The organism is Sphingomonas glacialis, assembly GCF_014653575.1.
Taxonomy (GTDB): domain Bacteria; phylum Pseudomonadota; class Alphaproteobacteria; order Sphingomonadales; family Sphingomonadaceae; genus Sphingomonas; species Sphingomonas glacialis.
This window is the reverse complement of the sequence record NZ_BNAQ01000002.1, coordinates 737,560-752,939: the sequence shown is the minus strand read 5'-3', so window position 1 is coordinate 752,939 and position 15,380 is coordinate 737,560. Positions and strand designations below refer to the sequence as shown.

13 protein-coding genes are annotated in these 15,380 nt (G+C 67.2%); 7 read left to right on the top strand and 6 right to left on the bottom strand.

Going from position 1 to position 15,380, the window contains the following annotated elements; translation table 11 throughout:
* Positions 1-11 precede the first annotated feature (11 nt).
* The 4 genes from IE187_RS10225 to IE187_RS10210 all read left to right on the top strand — a co-directional run bounded on the left by IE187_RS10225 (position 12) and on the right by IE187_RS10210 (position 7,716).
* Positions 12-2,153: a penicillin acylase family protein gene (locus IE187_RS10225; protein WP_189676134.1), complete on the top strand. Its 2,142-nt coding sequence runs from the start codon at positions 12-14 to the stop codon at positions 2,151-2,153.
* Between the two features lie 224 nt (positions 2,154-2,377).
* Positions 2,378-5,188 carry a M16 family metallopeptidase gene (locus tag IE187_RS10220; RefSeq protein ID WP_189676133.1) on the top strand — a complete coding sequence of 937 codons (2,811 nt, stop codon included), beginning with the start codon at positions 2,378-2,380 and terminating at the stop codon, positions 5,186-5,188.
* Between the two features lie 23 nt (positions 5,189-5,211).
* Complete coding sequence (locus IE187_RS10215; protein ID WP_133190799.1) at positions 5,212-5,514, top strand: hypothetical protein; 303 nt, start codon at positions 5,212-5,214, stop codon at positions 5,512-5,514.
* Between the two features lie 312 nt (positions 5,515-5,826).
* Positions 5,827-7,716: a CocE/NonD family hydrolase gene (locus IE187_RS10210; protein ID WP_189676132.1), complete on the top strand. Its 1,890-nt coding sequence runs from the start codon at positions 5,827-5,829 to the stop codon at positions 7,714-7,716.
* Positions 7,717-7,751: 35 nt separating this feature from the next.
* Here the strand turns inward: IE187_RS10210 and IE187_RS10205 are convergent, their stop codons facing one another.
* Complete coding sequence (locus IE187_RS10205; RefSeq protein ID WP_189676131.1) at positions 7,752-8,822, bottom strand: 5-(carboxyamino)imidazole ribonucleotide synthase; 1,071 nt, start codon at positions 8,820-8,822, stop codon at positions 7,752-7,754.
* Between the two features lie 157 nt (positions 8,823-8,979).
* Positions 8,980-9,435 carry a 5-(carboxyamino)imidazole ribonucleotide mutase gene (purE, locus tag IE187_RS10200; protein WP_229839346.1) on the bottom strand — a complete coding sequence of 152 codons (456 nt, stop codon included), beginning with the start codon at positions 9,433-9,435 and terminating at the stop codon, positions 8,980-8,982.
* 155 nt (positions 9,436-9,590) lie between these two features.
* On the opposite strand from purE, the gene IE187_RS10195 reads away from it, so the two are divergent.
* A complete protein-coding gene (locus tag IE187_RS10195; RefSeq protein ID WP_189676129.1) occupies positions 9,591-10,226 on the top strand; it encodes a hypothetical protein in 636 nt (211 codons plus the stop codon).
* Positions 10,227-10,397: 171 nt separating this feature from the next.
* Here the strand turns inward: IE187_RS10195 and gpmA are convergent, their stop codons facing one another.
* From gpmA to IE187_RS10180, 3 genes are read right to left on the bottom strand one after another with little or no spacing between them, the layout of a single operon-like run.
* Positions 10,398-11,084 (bottom strand): 2,3-diphosphoglycerate-dependent phosphoglycerate mutase, encoded by a 687-nt coding sequence (gpmA, locus tag IE187_RS10190; RefSeq protein WP_189676128.1) that lies wholly within the window; start codon positions 11,082-11,084, stop codon positions 10,398-10,400.
* 23 nt (positions 11,085-11,107) lie between these two features.
* Positions 11,108-12,226 carry a M14 family metallopeptidase gene (locus IE187_RS10185; RefSeq protein ID WP_189676127.1) on the bottom strand — a complete coding sequence of 373 codons (1,119 nt, stop codon included), beginning with the start codon at positions 12,224-12,226 and terminating at the stop codon, positions 11,108-11,110.
* Positions 12,223-12,858 (bottom strand): DUF4136 domain-containing protein, encoded by a 636-nt coding sequence (locus IE187_RS10180; protein ID WP_133190784.1) that lies wholly within the window; start codon positions 12,856-12,858, stop codon positions 12,223-12,225. The genes IE187_RS10185 and IE187_RS10180 overlap by 4 nt, the downstream gene beginning before the upstream one ends.
* Positions 12,859-13,030: 172 nt before the next feature.
* On the opposite strand from IE187_RS10180, the gene ykgO reads away from it, so the two are divergent.
* Positions 13,031-13,156: a type B 50S ribosomal protein L36 gene (ykgO, locus tag IE187_RS10175; protein ID WP_010160916.1), complete on the top strand. Its 126-nt coding sequence runs from the start codon at positions 13,031-13,033 to the stop codon at positions 13,154-13,156.
* A 5-nt stretch (positions 13,157-13,161) separates the two neighbouring features.
* Positions 13,162-13,770 (top strand): HAD family hydrolase, encoded by a 609-nt coding sequence (locus tag IE187_RS10170; protein WP_189676126.1) that lies wholly within the window; start codon positions 13,162-13,164, stop codon positions 13,768-13,770.
* Between the two features lie 145 nt (positions 13,771-13,915).
* Here the strand turns inward: IE187_RS10170 and pyk are convergent, their stop codons facing one another.
* Positions 13,916-15,373 (bottom strand): pyruvate kinase, encoded by a 1,458-nt coding sequence (gene pyk / locus IE187_RS10165; protein ID WP_133190780.1) that lies wholly within the window; start codon positions 15,371-15,373, stop codon positions 13,916-13,918.
* Positions 15,374-15,380 lie beyond the last annotated feature (7 nt).

Sequence of the window (15,380 nt, the reverse complement as noted above, 5' to 3'; positions counted from 1 at the left end):
AGGGGATCCGAATGCGGACGATACGATCCGGGGCGGTATGGCTGGCGGTGGTGCTGCTCGGCGCCGCAATTGCTTTGGCGGTGTGGGAGCCGTTCACCGCGGCGCGCGTCGTCGCACCGGCCGAGCGCCATTACGACAGCGTGATCGCGCGGGATCGCTTCGGCGTGCCGCACATCTTCGGCAAGACCGATCCCGATGTCGCCTACGGTGTCGCCTATGCCCATGCCGAGGACGATTTCGCGACGCTGCAGGAGGCGGTCGCGATGGCGCGCGGGCGGCTCGGCGCGATGACCGGCGCAGACGGCGCCAAGGTCGATTATACGCTCGCCTTGCTCGGCGCGCGCGAGACCGCGCAGCGCGATTACGACAAGCAGCCCGCCGATGTGCGCGCCTTGCTCGATGCCTATGCCAGCGGGCTGAACGCCTATGCCCGTCGCCACCCCGGAGAAATCCGGCTCGCGCGACTGTTCCCGGCGAATGGCGAGGATATCGCGACGGGTTTCGTGCTGCGCACGCCGTTCTTCTTCGGGCTCGACCAGACGCTCGGTGCGCTGTCGGGCGACAAGCCGCTCCCGGCCGAGACCGCGGGGGCCGTGCCCGACAGCCCCGATCCGACCGCGCTCCCCGCGACCGGCGAAGCGATGCCCAATGGCTCGAACGCCTTCGTCGTCGCGCCGAAACGCTCGGCCGACGGTTTCACGCGCGTGATCTCGAACTCGCATCAGCCGTGGAGCGGGCCAGTGGCATGGTACGAACTCAGCGTGCAATCGGGCACTGGCTGGCATTTCTCGGGCGCGACCTTCCCCGGCGTGCCGTTCCCGGTGCTCGGGCATAACGAACATCTGGGGTGGACCAACACCGTCAACCGGCCCGACCTGACCGACGTCTACAAGCTCGTGCGCAATCAAGCGGGCACCGAGTATCGCTTCGACGGCAAGTGGCTTCCGCTCGAGGCGCGCCGCGTGTGGCTAAAGGTGCGCTTCGGGCCGTTCGTGCTGCCGATCCCGAAGATGGTCTATCGCGCGGTGCAGGGGCCGGTGATCGTCAACAAGAGCGGCGCGTTCGCGATCCGCTATGCCGGTGCCGACCAGCTCCGCATGGTCGAGGAATATTACCGGCTGACGCGCGCGCGCGATTTCGGCGAGTGGCAGAAGGCGCTGGCGCTCCAGGGCGTTCCCGCGACCAACTTCCTCTATGGCGACGCCGCGGGCAACATCGCCTATGTCTACAATGCGAGCTTTCCCAACCGGAAGCCGGGGTTCGATTATCGCCACCTCCTGCGCGGCGATACCTCGCGCGATCTTGCGGCCGGCACGGTGCCGTTCGCGCAAGTGCCGCGCAACGTGAACCCCGCATCGGGCTTTCTCGCCAATGCCAACAACACGCCGTTCCAGGCGGCGGGGGCTGGGTCGGAGCTCAAGCCGGGCGACTATTCGCCGCTGCTCGGGATCGAGACCGACACGACCAATCGCGGCACGCGCGCGGTCGAGCTCCTGGGGGCCGATCCGTCGATCTCGGCCGAGGATCTGCTGCGGATCAAGTTCGACACCGGCGTCAGCAAGCTGAGCTGGGCCGCGAAATGGTATGGCGATGTCGCGCGCATCGATCCAAAGGGCGATGCGCAGCTGAAGCAAGCGATTGGCCTGCTGCGCGGCTGGAACTGGGATTTCGACGGCCATCATAGTGGCCAGGCGCTTGCCGCGATCCTGCTGCGGACGGGGCAGAAATGGCATTACCAGCGCCGCCCCGAGCTCGATCCGCGCGACGCGCTGGCCAAGGCGGCGGCATATCTGCAGACGCATTTCGGCACGCTCGATCCGCCGCTCGGCACGCTGCTGCGGTTGCGCCACGGGAGCGCCGATCTGCCACTCGACGGGGCACCCGATGTGCTGCGCGCGGCCTCGACGTGGGACGAAGCCGATGACGGGCGGCTCGTCGTCAAGCATGGCGACAGCTTCATTATGGTGATGGCGTGGGACAAGGCCGGACGTGTCGCGTCGGAGTCGATCCAGCCCTACGGCGCGGCGACGACGCGGCCCGAATCGCCGCATTATGCCGACCAGGCGCCATTGTTCGCGGCGCACCGGTTCAAGCCGGTGCTGTTCTGGCGCGACGATCTGCGGAAGAATGTCGAGCGCGTATACCGGCCCTAGTTGCTCCCCTCCCGGGAAGGGAGGGGCTGGGGGTGGGTCGGCCTAGGGCGGGTGTTACCCTACCAACGGGCCGACCCACCCCCGACCCCTCCCTTCCAGGGAGGGGAGGAGAATGCGAACCGACCCGTTCAAACGAAGGCCGAGGAAGCGTTTGCTACCGCCCAAGCGCTGCTATAGCCTCACACTACAGTTCATCTTTCCGATGCCATTCCCAGGGGATTTCCATGACCGTCAAGCTGCTCGCGCTCTCTGGTGTAGCGCTCGCAACCTTCGTCACGCCGAGCTTTGCGCAGACCGCGCCGAAGCCCGTTCCGGTGGCGGACCTCGTGAAGCAGGTCGACATCCCCTATAGCGAATTCCGCCTGCCCAACGGCCTGCGCGTCATCGTCAACACCGACCGCAAGGCGCCCGTCGTCGCGGTGTCGGTGTGGTACAATGTCGGCTCGAAGTTCGAGCCCAAGGGCAAGACCGGCTTCGCGCATCTGTTCGAGCATCTGATGTTCAACGGCAGCGAGAACGCGCCGAAGGACTATTTCACTTATACCAAGGCGATGGGCGCGACCGATCTCAACGGCACGACCTATTTCGACCGCACCAATTATTTCGAGACGGTGCCGGTCGCGGCGCTCGACCGTGCGCTGTTCCTCGAGAGCGACCGGATGGGCTACCTCCTCGGCGCGATCACGCCTGCGGTCGTCGACGAGCAGCGCGGCGTGGTGCAGAACGAGAAGCGGCAGGGCGACAACCAGCCCTACGGCCTGGTCCAGTACAAGCAGACCGAAGCGCTGTTCCCCGCGACGCATCCGTATGGCCACACCACGATCGGCGCGATGGCGGATCTCGATTCGGCAAGCGTCGAGGATGTGAAGAACTGGTTCCGCGGGCATTACGGGCCAAACAACGCCGTGCTCGTGCTCTCGGGCGACGTCGACGTCGCGACCGCGAAGACGCTCGTCACCAAATATTTCGGTGCGATCCCCAAGGGGCCCGAAAGCGTCGTGCCGACCGCCGATGTCCCCACGCTCGCCGCGCCGAAAAGCGAGGTGATGAAGGATCGCGTCGCCAATACGCGGATCTACCGGATGTGGGCGGTGCCCGGCATCAACAACCCCGACGCAGTCGCGCTCGATGTGGCGGCGGGCGTGCTCGGCGGGCTGTCGAGCAGCCGGCTCGACAATGCGCTGGTGCGCAAGGAAAAGCTCGCGGTGCGCGTCTCGGCGAACAATGAGAGCTTCGCGCAAGTCGGCATGTTCGTGGTCAGCGCCGATGCGCGTCCTGGTGTCGACCCCGCGCTTGTCGCCAAGCGGCTCGACGAGATTATCGCCGACGTCATTGCCAACGGCCCGACTGCCGACGAAGTCGCGCGCGTCGCGACGCGCGACGCCGCAGGGCGGATCGCCGGGCTCGAATCGACCGGCGGCTTCGGTGGCAAGGCGGTCGCGCTCGCCGAGGGCGCGCTCTATGAAAACGATCCCGGCTTCTACAAGAAGCAGCTCGCCGAGCTCGCCGCGCAGACGCCCGCGCGCGTCAAGGCAGCGAGCGCCAAATGGCTGACGCGCCCGGTCTATGCGCTGACCGTCATCCCCGGCGCGCGCGACGCCTATGTCGAGGCGACGCCGCCGGTGAAGGTCGCCGCCGCGCCCGAGCCGGAATTCAAGGGCACGCGCGGTGCGCTCCCGCCGGTCGGCACGCTGTCGAGCCTGGTCTTCCCCAAGGTCGAGCATGCCAAACTCAAGAACGGCATCGAGCTCATCTACGCCTATCGCAACGCCGTGCCGATCACCCAGGCGTCGATCAGCTTCGACGCGGGCGTCGCCGCCGACGTGCCGGGCAAGCTCGGCACGCAGGGGCTGACGCTCGACATGCTCGACGAGGGCACGACGACCCGCGATTCGATCGCGATCGCGGAGGCCAAGGAGCGGCTCGGCGCTAGCATCACCAGCGGTTCGGCGCCCGACCGCACGATCGTCGGCATGTTCACGCCGAGCGCCAATCTCGCGGCGTCGACCGAATTGCTCGCCGATATCGTGCGCCATCCCAAGTTCGATCCGGCCGAGGTCGCGCGGCTCAAGAACCAGCAGCTTTCGCGTATCTCCGCCGAGCTGACGAGCCCGCAGGGCCTCGCGCTGCGCGTGTTCCCCAAACTCGTCTACGGCGCGGCCTATCCCTACGCCAAGGCGCTCGGCAGCGGCGACGCCAAGGCGGTGGCGGCACTGACGCGCGACGATCTGGTCGCCTTCCAGCAAGCCTGGATCCGTCCCGACAAGGCCAAGATCTTCGTTGTCAGCGATCGTCCGCTCGCCGAGATCAAGGCCGCGTTCGACGCGCGCTTCGGCGACTGGACGCCGACCGGGCCCGCCGGCGTCAAGGATTTCAGCGTGAAGACCGCGCCGTCCGCGCCGAAAATCGTGCTGATCGACCGGCCCGATTCGCCGCAGTCGTTCATCATCGCGGGCGCACCCACCGCGCTCGTCGGCACCGACGATCTGCTGCCGCTCGAAACCGCGAACGACACGCTCGGCGGGGATTTCCTGTCGCGCGTCAACATGGACCTGCGCGAGGCGCGGCACTGGTCGTACGGCGTCAACGGATCGTTCCGTCGCGCGCAATACGCCACGCCGTATCTGCTCGGCACCGGCGTCCAGGCGGACAAGACCGGCGAATCGATCGCCGCGCTGCGCACCGACTTCGCCGATTTCGTGACGACCAAGGGGATCACGAGCGACGAGTTCGACCGCACGATCACCGATGCGATCAGCTCGCTGCCAGGCAATTTCGAGACGTCGGGCGCGGTGCTTGGCGCGCTGCAGTCGAACGACCTGTATCGCCGCCCCGACGATTATTATGCGACGCTGCCGCAAAAATATCGGGGCTTCACCGCAGGCCAGCTTGACGCTGCGGCACGCAAGGCGCTCGACCCGAAACGCTTCGTCTGGATCGTCGTTGGTGACGCAGCGAAGGTCCGCGGTCAGCTTGACAGCATCGGGTTGCCGGTCGAGGTGATCCCTGCGGCGTCCGTGGCGGACGTGCGCTAGAAATTATTGGCAGGAGACACATCATGGCTGCAGTTGATGGGACGTGGGATACGATCGTCAAGTCGCCGCTCGGCGACCAGAAGGCGGTGCTGACGGTCAAGACCGACGGCACCAGCTGGACCGGCTCGCAGAACGGCGCGATGGGTTCGGTCGAGATCACCGACGGCACGGTCGAGGGTGACACGATCAGCTGGAAGATGTCGATCGTCGTCCCGATGCCGATGACGCTCGACTGCAAGGCGACGGCCGAGGGCGACACGCTCACCGGCACCGTCGGCGCAGGCGCGTTCGGCAGCTTCCCGATGACGGGCACGCGCGCGGCGTAACGCCGTTCGTTTGAGCGATGAAGACGGCCTGCGCTCCAATCGGAGCGCGGGCCGTTTTTGTATCGCGCGACCGTCACCCTAGCCTTGTGCCGGGGCCCACCGTGCCGCACACTTTGCGCGTCGGGGTTTGCAATCCGGTGTGCCCCGGCAGCATGAGGTCGTTCGATCGCCCCACTCCCGTCACCCTCGCAAAAGCGAGGGTCCCGCTTCTTCTTCGGGGGCGGGGCCAGGCAGCGGGATCTCCGCTTTCGCGGGGATGACGGCGGGGGGGCGTCATGCGTGTGACCGGAGCGAAGAGCTGGGGAGCGGGGCATGAAAGCACGTTGGCTGTTGGGCGCGACATTGGCGGTCTCGCCGCTCACCGCGCAGGCGCAAACCTATGACGAGCGCCCGGCGAAGCTCGTCCCCCCGAGCGAAGGCTTCAACTACGAGCGTCGCATCGTCGAGATCCCGATGCGCGACGGGGTCAAGCTCCACACCGTCATCCTCCTGCCCAAGAGGGCGCACGACGCCGGCATCCTGATGACGCGCACGCCGTACAACGCCGACGGGATGACGGGCAAAGGCGGCAACAACGCCGATCTCGCGACGAGCCTTACCGGCTATGACAATGCCACCGACGTGATCGTCGACGGCGGCTACATCCGCGTCGTGCAGGACGTGCGCGGCAAATACGGGTCGCAGGGCATCGCGATGATGAACCCGCCGCTCCACGACACCGCGCTCAACCCGACGCATACCGACGACTCGACCGACACCTACGATACGATCGACTGGCTGGTGAAGCATCTGCCCGAATCGAACCGCAAGGTCGGGATCCTCGGCATTTCCTACGACGGCTTCCTGTCGCTGATGCCGCTGATCAACCCGCATCCGGCGCTAGTGGTGGCTGTCCCCGAGAACCCGATGGTCGATGGCTGGCGCGGCGACGACTGGTTCCACAACGGCGCGTTCCGCGTCGGGATCGACTATATCTGGGAGCAGATCGCGACGCGCGACAATTCGTCGCCCTATGCGCGCACCACCTATGACGAATATGACGCGGTGATGCGCGCCGGCTCGACCGGCGCGCTCGCCACGGCGCACGGGCTCGACCAGATCGGCTTCTGGCGCAAGATCGCCGCGCACCCGGCGTATGACAGCTTCTGGCAAGCGCAGGCGATGGACCAGGTGCTCAGCCGCCAGCCGCTCAAGGTACCGGTGATGCTCGTCCACGGACTGTGGGACCAGGAGGATATCTACGGCGCGACGGCGGTGTATCGCGCGCTGAAACCCAAGGATACCGCCGGGAACATGGTCTATCTGACGATGGGCCCGTGGTATCATGGTCAGCAGATCGACGACGGCAAGGCGCTCGGCGATATCCAATGGGACCAGGACACCGCCAAATGGTGGCGCCGCCAAGTGCTCGGCCCGTTCCTTGCGCATTACCTCAAGGGCACGCCCATGGACGTCGCGCCCGTCACCGCGTTCCAGAGCGGCACCAACCAGTGGCAGCGCCTACCGAGCTGGTCGGCGCAGCCGGCGATGACCAAGCTATACCTCCAACCGGGCGACGCGGTTGGTTTCGCACCGGCCGCCGGACTGGCGCAGACCGCCGATTACGTCTCCGATCCGGCGCACCCGGTGACCAACGTGCCGCGTCCGGTGCGGCCGGTTAGCTATGAGGACAATCACTGGAAGGCGTGGCTGGTCGGCGACCAGCGCATCGTCTCGAGTCGGCCCGACGTGCTGACCTTTACCGGCCCGGTGCTGACGCAGCCCGTGACGATCGCCGGGCAACCGGTCGTCCATCTCACCGCCGCGACGAGCGGCACCGACAGCGACTGGGTGGTCAAGCTGATCGACGTCTATCCCGACCAGGTGCCGAGCGACCCGAAGATGGGCGGCTATCAATTGGCGGTCGGCATGGACATCTTCCGTGGGCGCTACCGCGAGGGGCTCGATCATGCCGTCGCGCTCAAACCCGGGGTGCCGCTGGCGTATAGCTGGGCGTTGCCGCAGGCGAACCATGTGTTCCTGCCGGGGCACCGCATCATGGTGCAGGTCCAATCGAGCTGGTTCCCGCTTTATGACCGCAACCCGCAGAGCTTCGTGCCCAACATCTTCTACGCCAAGCCGGCGGATTACGTGAAGGCGACGCAGCAGGTTATGGTGAGCGGGCCCGACCAGAGCTACATCGCGCTGCCGATCGTCCCCTAAATCCTCCCTCGCCTAGCGAGCGGAGGATCAAGCGTTTACCGCCCGAGCCGCGTGACATGCCCCATCTTGCGCCCCGGCCGGCTCGCGCCCTTGCCGTAGAGATGCAGATGCGCGCCCGGCTCGGCGAGAATATCGGCCCAGCGGTCAGCGTCGTCGCCGATCAGATTCTCCATCGCGACGGTGGGCGCCGTCAGCGCGGTGTCGCCGAGCGGCAGCCCGCAGATTGCGCGGATATGGTTCTCGAATTGCGAGCAGACCGCGCCCTCGATCGTCCAATGCCCCGAATTGTGGACGCGCGGCGCCATTTCGTTGAACACCGGGCCGTTAGCACCGGCGAAGAATTCGCACGCGAGCACCCCGACATACTCGAGCCGGTCTGCGATCCGCCCGGCGAGGGCCGCCGCCTCGCCCCATTGCGCGGCAATCTCGGGCGGGGCGGGGAGGGTGGAGGTGGCGAGGATGCCGTCCTCGTGCTGGTTCCACGGCGGCGGATAGCTCACCATCTGACCGTCGGCGCGGCGCACCAGCAGGATCGAGAATTCGTGGGTAAACCGCACGAACCCCTCGAGGATCGCCGGTCGCTGCCCGATCGCGGCCCAGGCGGCGTCAACCTGGTCGAGCGCGGTGATGCGTACCTGGCCCTTGCCGTCATAGCCCATGCGCAGCGTCTTGAGGATCGCGGGCGTGCCGATCTCGACGAGCGCGGCGGCAAGGTCCGCGCGCGTTTCCACCTTTGCCCACGGTGCGGTACGCCCGCCGATCTCGGCGACGAAGGCCTTTTCGAGGGCGCGATCCTGCGCGATGCCGAGCGCGGCCGGGGCGGGATGGACCGGCACTTTGCCCGCGAGATAGGTGACAGGCGCCAGCGCGATATTCTCGAACTCGTAGGTGACGACATCAGCCGCGGCGGCGAATTCGTCGAGCACGATGTGGCTGTGATAATCGGCGCGGATGTAGCTCGACGCAGTTTGCGCGGCGACGGCTTCCTCGTCGGGGGCGAGGATCCGGGTTTGATAGCCGAGCTGCGCCGCGGCGACCGCAAGCATCCGCCCGAGTTGCCCGCCGCCGAGGATGCCGATCGTCGAGCCGGGGGGGAGGGGGGTCATGCGCGCGTGTCCGTCGAATGGGGGAGCCTCCCCTCCCTGGAAGGGAGGGGGCGAGGATGGGTTGGCCCGTGGTTCGGCCGGGCGCCCGCCCTAGGCCGACCCACCCCCAACCCCTCCCTTCCAGGGAGGGGAGGAGACGGGAAGCAGCCGTCGAGCATCATTCCGGATCGATCGCCACGCCATCGGTCTGCGCCGCGCGCCACGACTGCAGCCGCGCGCTCAGCGCCGCGTCCGACAGCGCAAGGATCGCCGCGGCGAGCAATGCCGCATTCTTCGCGCCCGCCTTGCCGATCGCCAGCGTGCCGACCGGGATCCCCGCAGGCATCTGGACGATCGAATAGAGGCTATCGAGGCCCTTCATCGTCTTGCTCTCGACCGGCACGCCGAGCACCGGCAAATGTGTCATCGCCGCCGCCATTCCGGGCAAATGCGCAGCACCGCCAGCGCCCGCGATCACCACCTGCAATCCGCGTTCCGCGGCACCGGTCGCATAATCGTAGAGCCGCTGCGGCGTACGGTGCGCCGAGACGACCTTGGTCTCGTGCGCAACGCCCAATTCGGCGAGCAAATCGGCCGCATGGTGCATCGTCTCCCAATCGGACGTGCTGCCCATGATGATACCGACAAGGGGGGACGCGCTCTGTGCCATCGCACCCGACTAGCGAGCGGGGTGCCGCAGGGCAACCACTCCGCCGTCATATCGCAAGCGGAACTTGTTCGACATGGCGCGGGTTGGGCGAGTCCATACAGTCATATCGGACACACGCCATGACCCGTTTTTCGACCCTTTCGTCCGTCGCGCTCGCCAGCGTGCTGGCATTCTCCGCCCCCGCCTTCGCCGAGGGCAAGCATGACCGCGCCGAGCAGGCGATCGCCGAAGCGCGCGCCAAGATCGACGCGTCGGCCAAGGTCGGCGCGACGACCGAGACGCCGCGGCTCCAGGCCGATGCCCAGGCGCAGCTCCGCGCCGCCGAAGAGCATCTCGCCGCTGGCAAGAAGGCCGAAGCGATCGACGATGCGCATCGCGCGTCGCAGCTTGCCGACACCGCGCTTGGCCAGGCGCAGCGTGCGCATAACGATGCCGCCCATGCCGCCACGACCAACGCCCGCAATGTCGCAATGGACGCCCAGGCCGACGCCGCAGCCGCCAACGCCCGTGCGAACGCCGCCGAGCAGGCCGCCGCTTCGGCAGCCGCCGACGCAGCCGCAGCACGGTCGGCGCCGCCGGTTGTCGTCCAGGCGCCCGCACCGACCACGACGGTAACGACCGAGACGACGAAGACCGCGGCGCCTGCCGTTCGTCACACCGCAGTCAAGCGTGTCGTGCGCAAGGCAACGACGCGCCGCGCTGCACCTGCGCGCGTGACCGAGAAGACCACGACGACGGTGACGACGGGCCAGTAAGCCCGAGCGATGGTTTGATCCCCTCCCCCGGCGACCGGGGGAGGTGGACGCCGAGCAGTCTGCGAATAGTGGAGGGGGCAACATGCGCTGTGCGCGCTGTCGATCTCCCTCCACCATCCGTTTGAAGAAGGCGGGCAGTTCCCCTTTCCGCCCAGCGACCGAGCTAAGAGCTCAGCGCTCGCTCAGATAATAACGATCGGTCGCCGCCAGCGAATCATCGAGTTCGTAAACGATCGGCTGCCCGGTCGGGATCTCGAGCGTCGTGATCTCGTCATCGGGGATCCCCGACAGATGCTTGACGAGCGCGCGCAGCGAATTGCCGTGCGCCGAGATGACGACGCGCTGCCCGTCGCGCAGAGCAGGCGCGATCCGGCCCTCCCAATATGGCAGGACGCGTGCGATTGTGTCCTTGAGGCTCTCGGTCGCGGGGATGTCGATCCCGGCGTAGCGGCGGTCCAGCGACAGATCGTATTCGCTGCCGGCTTCGAGCGGCGGCGGCGGGATGTCGAAGCTGCGGCGCCAGATATGGACTTGCTCGGCGCCGTGCTTGGCGGCGGTCTCGGCCTTGTCGAGGCCGGTCAGCCCGCCATAATGCCGCTCGTTGAGCCGCCAGTCCTTCTCGACCGGCAGCCACAGTCGCCGCATTTCCTCAAGCGCCAGGTTGAGCGTCTTGATCGCGCGCGTCTGCAGCGAGGTGAAGCAGAGATCGAAATCGAGCCCCTTCTCCGCCATCAGCCGCCCCGCGGCGCGCGCTTCCTCGACGCCCTTGTCGGTCAGATCGACGTCCCACCAGCCGGTGAAGCGGTTCTCGAGGTTCCAGGCCGACTGGCCGTGGCGGATCAGGACGAGGGTGGGCATCTGGGTCTCCTTTGCGAGGGGACCTAGATCGCGTCGATCATGTCGGCAAGCACTTCGAGGCAGGCATGCGCCAGCGTCTTCGAGCGCGCGCCCGACCAGCCGAACTCGGCGTCGGGGTTGGGGTCATGGTCCTTGAACGGCATTTCGAGCGTCATCGACACCGCACCGAACCGCTCGGCGAGCTGGTTGGTCGACATCGACAGGTTGGCCTTGCCCGGCGCCGCCTTGTCATAGCCGCGCGCGGTCTGGAAATCGGGCGAGTGCGCCGCGAGCCGCTCGCCGAACTCGGTATATTTGGCGCCGAGCGCGTCGGTCCAGGACGGGATTCCTTCGAACCCGGCGAAGAAATTCGCCGCGATCGCCTCGTCGCCGTGCACGTCGATCGCGAAGGCGACGCCGGTCGCGTCCATCGCATCGCGGACGCACAGCACTTCGGGGCTCTTCTCCGGCGTCGGCGTATGCCATTCGCGATTGAGGTTCACGCCCGCCGCATTGGTGCGCAGATGCCCGCGGAACGAGCCGTCGGGGTTCATGTTGGGGACGCAGTGGAAGGTCGCCTTTTCGCGCAAGGCGCGGGCCACCGGATTGGCGGCATCGGTCAGCCAGTCGAGCGCGCCTTCCATCCACCACTCGGCCATGCTCTCGCCGGGATGCTGGCGCGCGTAGAGCCAGACATGCTTGGGGCCGCTGCCGATATCGAGGCAATCGATCGCGCGGCCGTCGAGCGACTGGCCGAGCTCGCGATGCGTCACGCCCGGCTGCACCGCGATGCGGGCGACCAGCGCGTCGTGCTGCTCGATCGTATAGGGTTCGAAATAGGCGAACCAGACGAGATCGCTGTCGCCGTTCCACTCGAACTCGAGCATCCCGTCGACGTAGCGCGTCGGGATCATCCGCCATGCCCGGCGATCGGTGCTCGCGCGCACCTTGTAGCCCGGCCAGCCGAACGGATAGGCCGATTGCGCAGCGTTGGTGATGCGCAAGGTGAGCGTCCGCCCCTTCGCGCCCGCGACGCGGAAGTGGAACCACTGGAAGAAGTCCGACTGATGGTCGAGCCGGATGGCGAGATCGACGCGGTCGCCGTCGATGGCGACCACGTCGATGTTTCCGCTATCGAAAGCGGCGTTTATGGTGATGCTCATCGCACCGTAATAGTGCGACCCGATTCCCCGGGGAACCCCAGGAACAGCGCATGCGACAATTTCGCTGCCGCGGCGTTGGCTTGTGCCGCGGGCGCCTCGCCCGGCGAGAAGGTCTGCGCATGGCCTTCCCAGATCACCGTCGCGTCGCGGCGGCGGCGGATCTGGACGGTCAAGTCGGTCAGCACGACGGTGCGGTACTTCTGCTTGCCGATCGGGAAGGAAATGCCGCCGCCGAGGCCCACGCCGCCGCCGCCACGATAGCCGCCACCACCGCTATAGCCACCACCGCCGAGGCCGATGCTCACGCCGCTGCCGCCATTGCGCGGCGGCGCCGGGCGCGTCGTCCGCGTAAAGCCGACGACCGCGAGATATTGCGCATCGGGGTCGGTCTTGGGAACGGTGAAGCCGTGCGCCAGCGCCTCGGTCTGGACGGCGGCGGCATAGGTCTTGAACTCGAGGCTGGCGGGGCCGCCACCGGGCGCGGGTTCGACCGCGAGCGTCCCCGTCTCGAGCGGCGTCGCCGTCGATCCGAGGTGAAACCGCGTCACTTCGACCGGACCACTCGTCGTCGTCGTCGCGCAGGCGCTCAAGCTCGCTGCCGCGGCGATCGCCATTCCCAAAGCCAGCTTCATACTCTTGTCCTTGTTACCACAGTCGTTGCAGGGGTGTAACGCCTGGACCCGGCGTCCGGGTTCCGTCGCTATAGCGCGGCGTATCGACGTGGTCGCGCTTGACTTGGAGAGGGCGCGACCATATGCGCAGCCGCTCTTTTCCACATTCCAGATTTTGCAAAGCGAATCGATCATGAAGATCCGCAATTCCCTGAAGTCGCTCAAGGGCCGTCATCGCGATAACCGCGTGATCCGTCGTCGTGGGCGTACCTATATCATCAACAAGACCAACCGCCGCTTCAAGGCCCGCCAGGGCTAAGCGACGTGACGCGGGCCGTCGTCTTCGACGTCGGCAACGTCTTGTACGATTGGAATCCCAGATTCCTCTATGAGCGCCTGATCGGTGACGATCGGGCGCTCGATGCATTCCTGCGCGATGTCGCGACCAAGGAATGGCATTTCCAGCATGACGCTGGCCGTCCGTTCGCCGAGACCTCGGCCGAGCTCGCCGCCGCGCATCCGCAGCATGCCGCGCTGATCGCCGCCTGGGGGCCGCGCTTCGGCGAGCAGCTTGGCGGGATGCTTCCGGGGATGCGCGACCTCGTGCGCGAACTCGAGGAGGCGGGCGTGCCGCTCTATGCGATCACCAATTTCTCAGGCGAGTTCTGGCCGTCGTTCCGCGACCGCGAGGCCGATCTGTTCGATCGCTTCGACGACATCGTCGTCTCGGGCGACGAATTGCTGACCAAGCCCGATCCGGCGATCTACCGCCTCGCGCTCGACCGCTTCGGCTTGCGCGCCGAGGACACGCTGTTCGTCGACGATCGCGAAGACAATGTCGCGGGCGCGCAGAGCGTCGGGATGGGCGCGGTGGTCTTCACCGACGCCGCGACGCTGCGCGCGGATCTCGCGCGCTACGGCATTCTCGCCTAAGCCACACCTTCGGTTCCATCGCGTAGCACCCACTTCGTCACCCCGGCCTTGTGCCGGGGCCCACCGTGCCGCGCCCGCTCGGGCGGCAGGGTGGGCATCCCAGTGGACCCCGGGACAAGCCCGGGGTGACCGTGAGGGGTTGGACCTAGCTCGCATACCCCTTCAACTCATCGCCGCTGACCCGCACGACGTGGAGCACGTTGGTCGACCCCGGCGTCTTGAACGGCACGCCCGCGATCAGGATGATGCGGTCGCCCGCCTTGGCGAGGTTGTGGCGCAGCGCCATGCGCTTGGCCTTGGCGACCATCTCCTCGAACGAATCGACGTCCTTGGTCAGGATCGCATAGGCGCCCCACAGCAAGCCCGCCCGCCGCGCGGTCTCGGGGTTCGGGGTAAGGATCATCAGCGGGACGCCGGGCCGCTCGCGCGCGACGCGGCGGGCGGTCGAGCCCGAGGCGGTGAAGCAGATGATCGCGGCGGCCTCGACCGTCTGCGCGATGTTCTTGGCGGCTTCGGCCAGGGCATCGGCGGTGGTCGGGTCCGAGCGGATCACGGTGAAGTGGATCCGGTCGCCATGCGTCGGATCCTTTTCGACCGCCTCGCCGATCGCATTCATCATCGCGACCGATTCGGTCGGCCACGCGCCCGCCGCGCTTTCGGCCGAGAGCATGATCGCATCGGCGCCGTCATAGATCGCGGTCGCGACGTCGGACACCTCGGCGCGCGTCGGCGAGGGCGAGGTGATCATCGATTCGAGCATCTGCGTCGCGACCACCACCGGGCGGCCCAGGCGGCGCGACACTTCGATGATGCGCTTCTGCAGCGGCGGGACGCTCTCGGGCGGCATCTCGACGCCGAGATCGCCGCGCGCGACCATCACGCCGTCGCACATCTCGACGATTTCCTCGAGCCGCTGGATCGCTTGCGGCTTCTCGATCTTGGCGAGCAGCGACGCCTTGCCGCCGATCAGCTTCCGCGCCTCGGCGAGATCCTCGGGGCGCTGGACGAACGACAAAGCGATCCAGTCGACGCCCTGGTCGACCGCGAAGGCGAGATCGCTGCGGTCCTTTTCGGTCAGCGCCGCCATCGGCAGCACGACGTCGGGGACGTTCAGCCCCTTGCTGTTCGACAGTGCCCCGCCGACCACGACCTCGGTGACGATCGTCGTGTCGGTGTGGTCGGTGACGCGCAGCACGAGCTTGCCGTCGTCGAGCAGCAGGCGCGCGCCGGGCTCGATCGCCTCGAAGATCTCGCGGTGCGGCAGCTCGACGCGGGTGGTGTCGCCGGGCGTGGTGTCGCGGTCGAGCGTGAAGGTCTGGCCCTTGACGAGCTCGATCTTGCCGCCCTCGAACTTGCCGACGCGGAGCTTCGGCCCCTGCAGATCGGCGAGGATCGTGGTCGGGCGCTGATAAATCTTCTCGAGCGCGCGGATCGCCTGGATGACGGCGATCTTCGATTGCTGGTCGCCGTGGCTCATATTGACGCGGAAGGCGTCGGCGCCCGCTTCGAACAAAGCGGCGATCATCTCGGGGCTGCTGCTGGCGGGGCCGAGCGTGGCGAGGATACGTACCTTACGCGCGCGCGGGGCGATGGTCTTGATCATGGGGAGG

Bases quoted from the DNA above. Each gene is read 5' to 3' on its own strand.
- IE187_RS10185 (WP_189676127.1), bottom strand. From the start codon at position 12,226: ATGAGCATCACCATAAACGCCGCTTTCGATAGCGGAAACATCGACGTG.
- IE187_RS10225 (WP_189676134.1), top strand. From the start codon at position 12: ATGCGGACGATACGATCCGGGGCGGTATGGCTGGCGGTGGTGCTGCTC.
- IE187_RS10215 (WP_133190799.1), top strand. From the start codon at position 5,212: ATGGCTGCAGTTGATGGGACGTGGGATACGATCGTCAAGTCGCCGCTC.
- IE187_RS10205 (WP_189676131.1), bottom strand. From the start codon at position 8,822: ATGACCCCCCTCCCCCCCGGCTCGACGATCGGCATCCTCGGCGGCGGG.
- IE187_RS10220 (WP_189676133.1), top strand. From the start codon at position 2,378: ATGACCGTCAAGCTGCTCGCGCTCTCTGGTGTAGCGCTCGCAACCTTC.
- IE187_RS10180 (WP_133190784.1), bottom strand. From the start codon at position 12,858: ATGAAGCTGGCTTTGGGAATGGCGATCGCCGCGGCAGCGAGCTTGAGC.
- IE187_RS10195 (WP_189676129.1), top strand. From the start codon at position 9,591: ATGACCCGTTTTTCGACCCTTTCGTCCGTCGCGCTCGCCAGCGTGCTG.
- pyk (WP_133190780.1), bottom strand. From the start codon at position 15,373: ATGATCAAGACCATCGCCCCGCGCGCGCGTAAGGTACGTATCCTCGCC.
- gpmA (WP_189676128.1), bottom strand. From the start codon at position 11,084: ATGCCCACCCTCGTCCTGATCCGCCACGGCCAGTCGGCCTGGAACCTC.
- IE187_RS10210 (WP_189676132.1), top strand. From the start codon at position 5,827: ATGAAAGCACGTTGGCTGTTGGGCGCGACATTGGCGGTCTCGCCGCTC.
- ykgO (WP_010160916.1), top strand. From the start codon at position 13,031: ATGAAGATCCGCAATTCCCTGAAGTCGCTCAAGGGCCGTCATCGCGAT.
- purE (WP_229839346.1), bottom strand. From the start codon at position 9,435: ATGGGCAGCACGTCCGATTGGGAGACGATGCACCATGCGGCCGATTTG.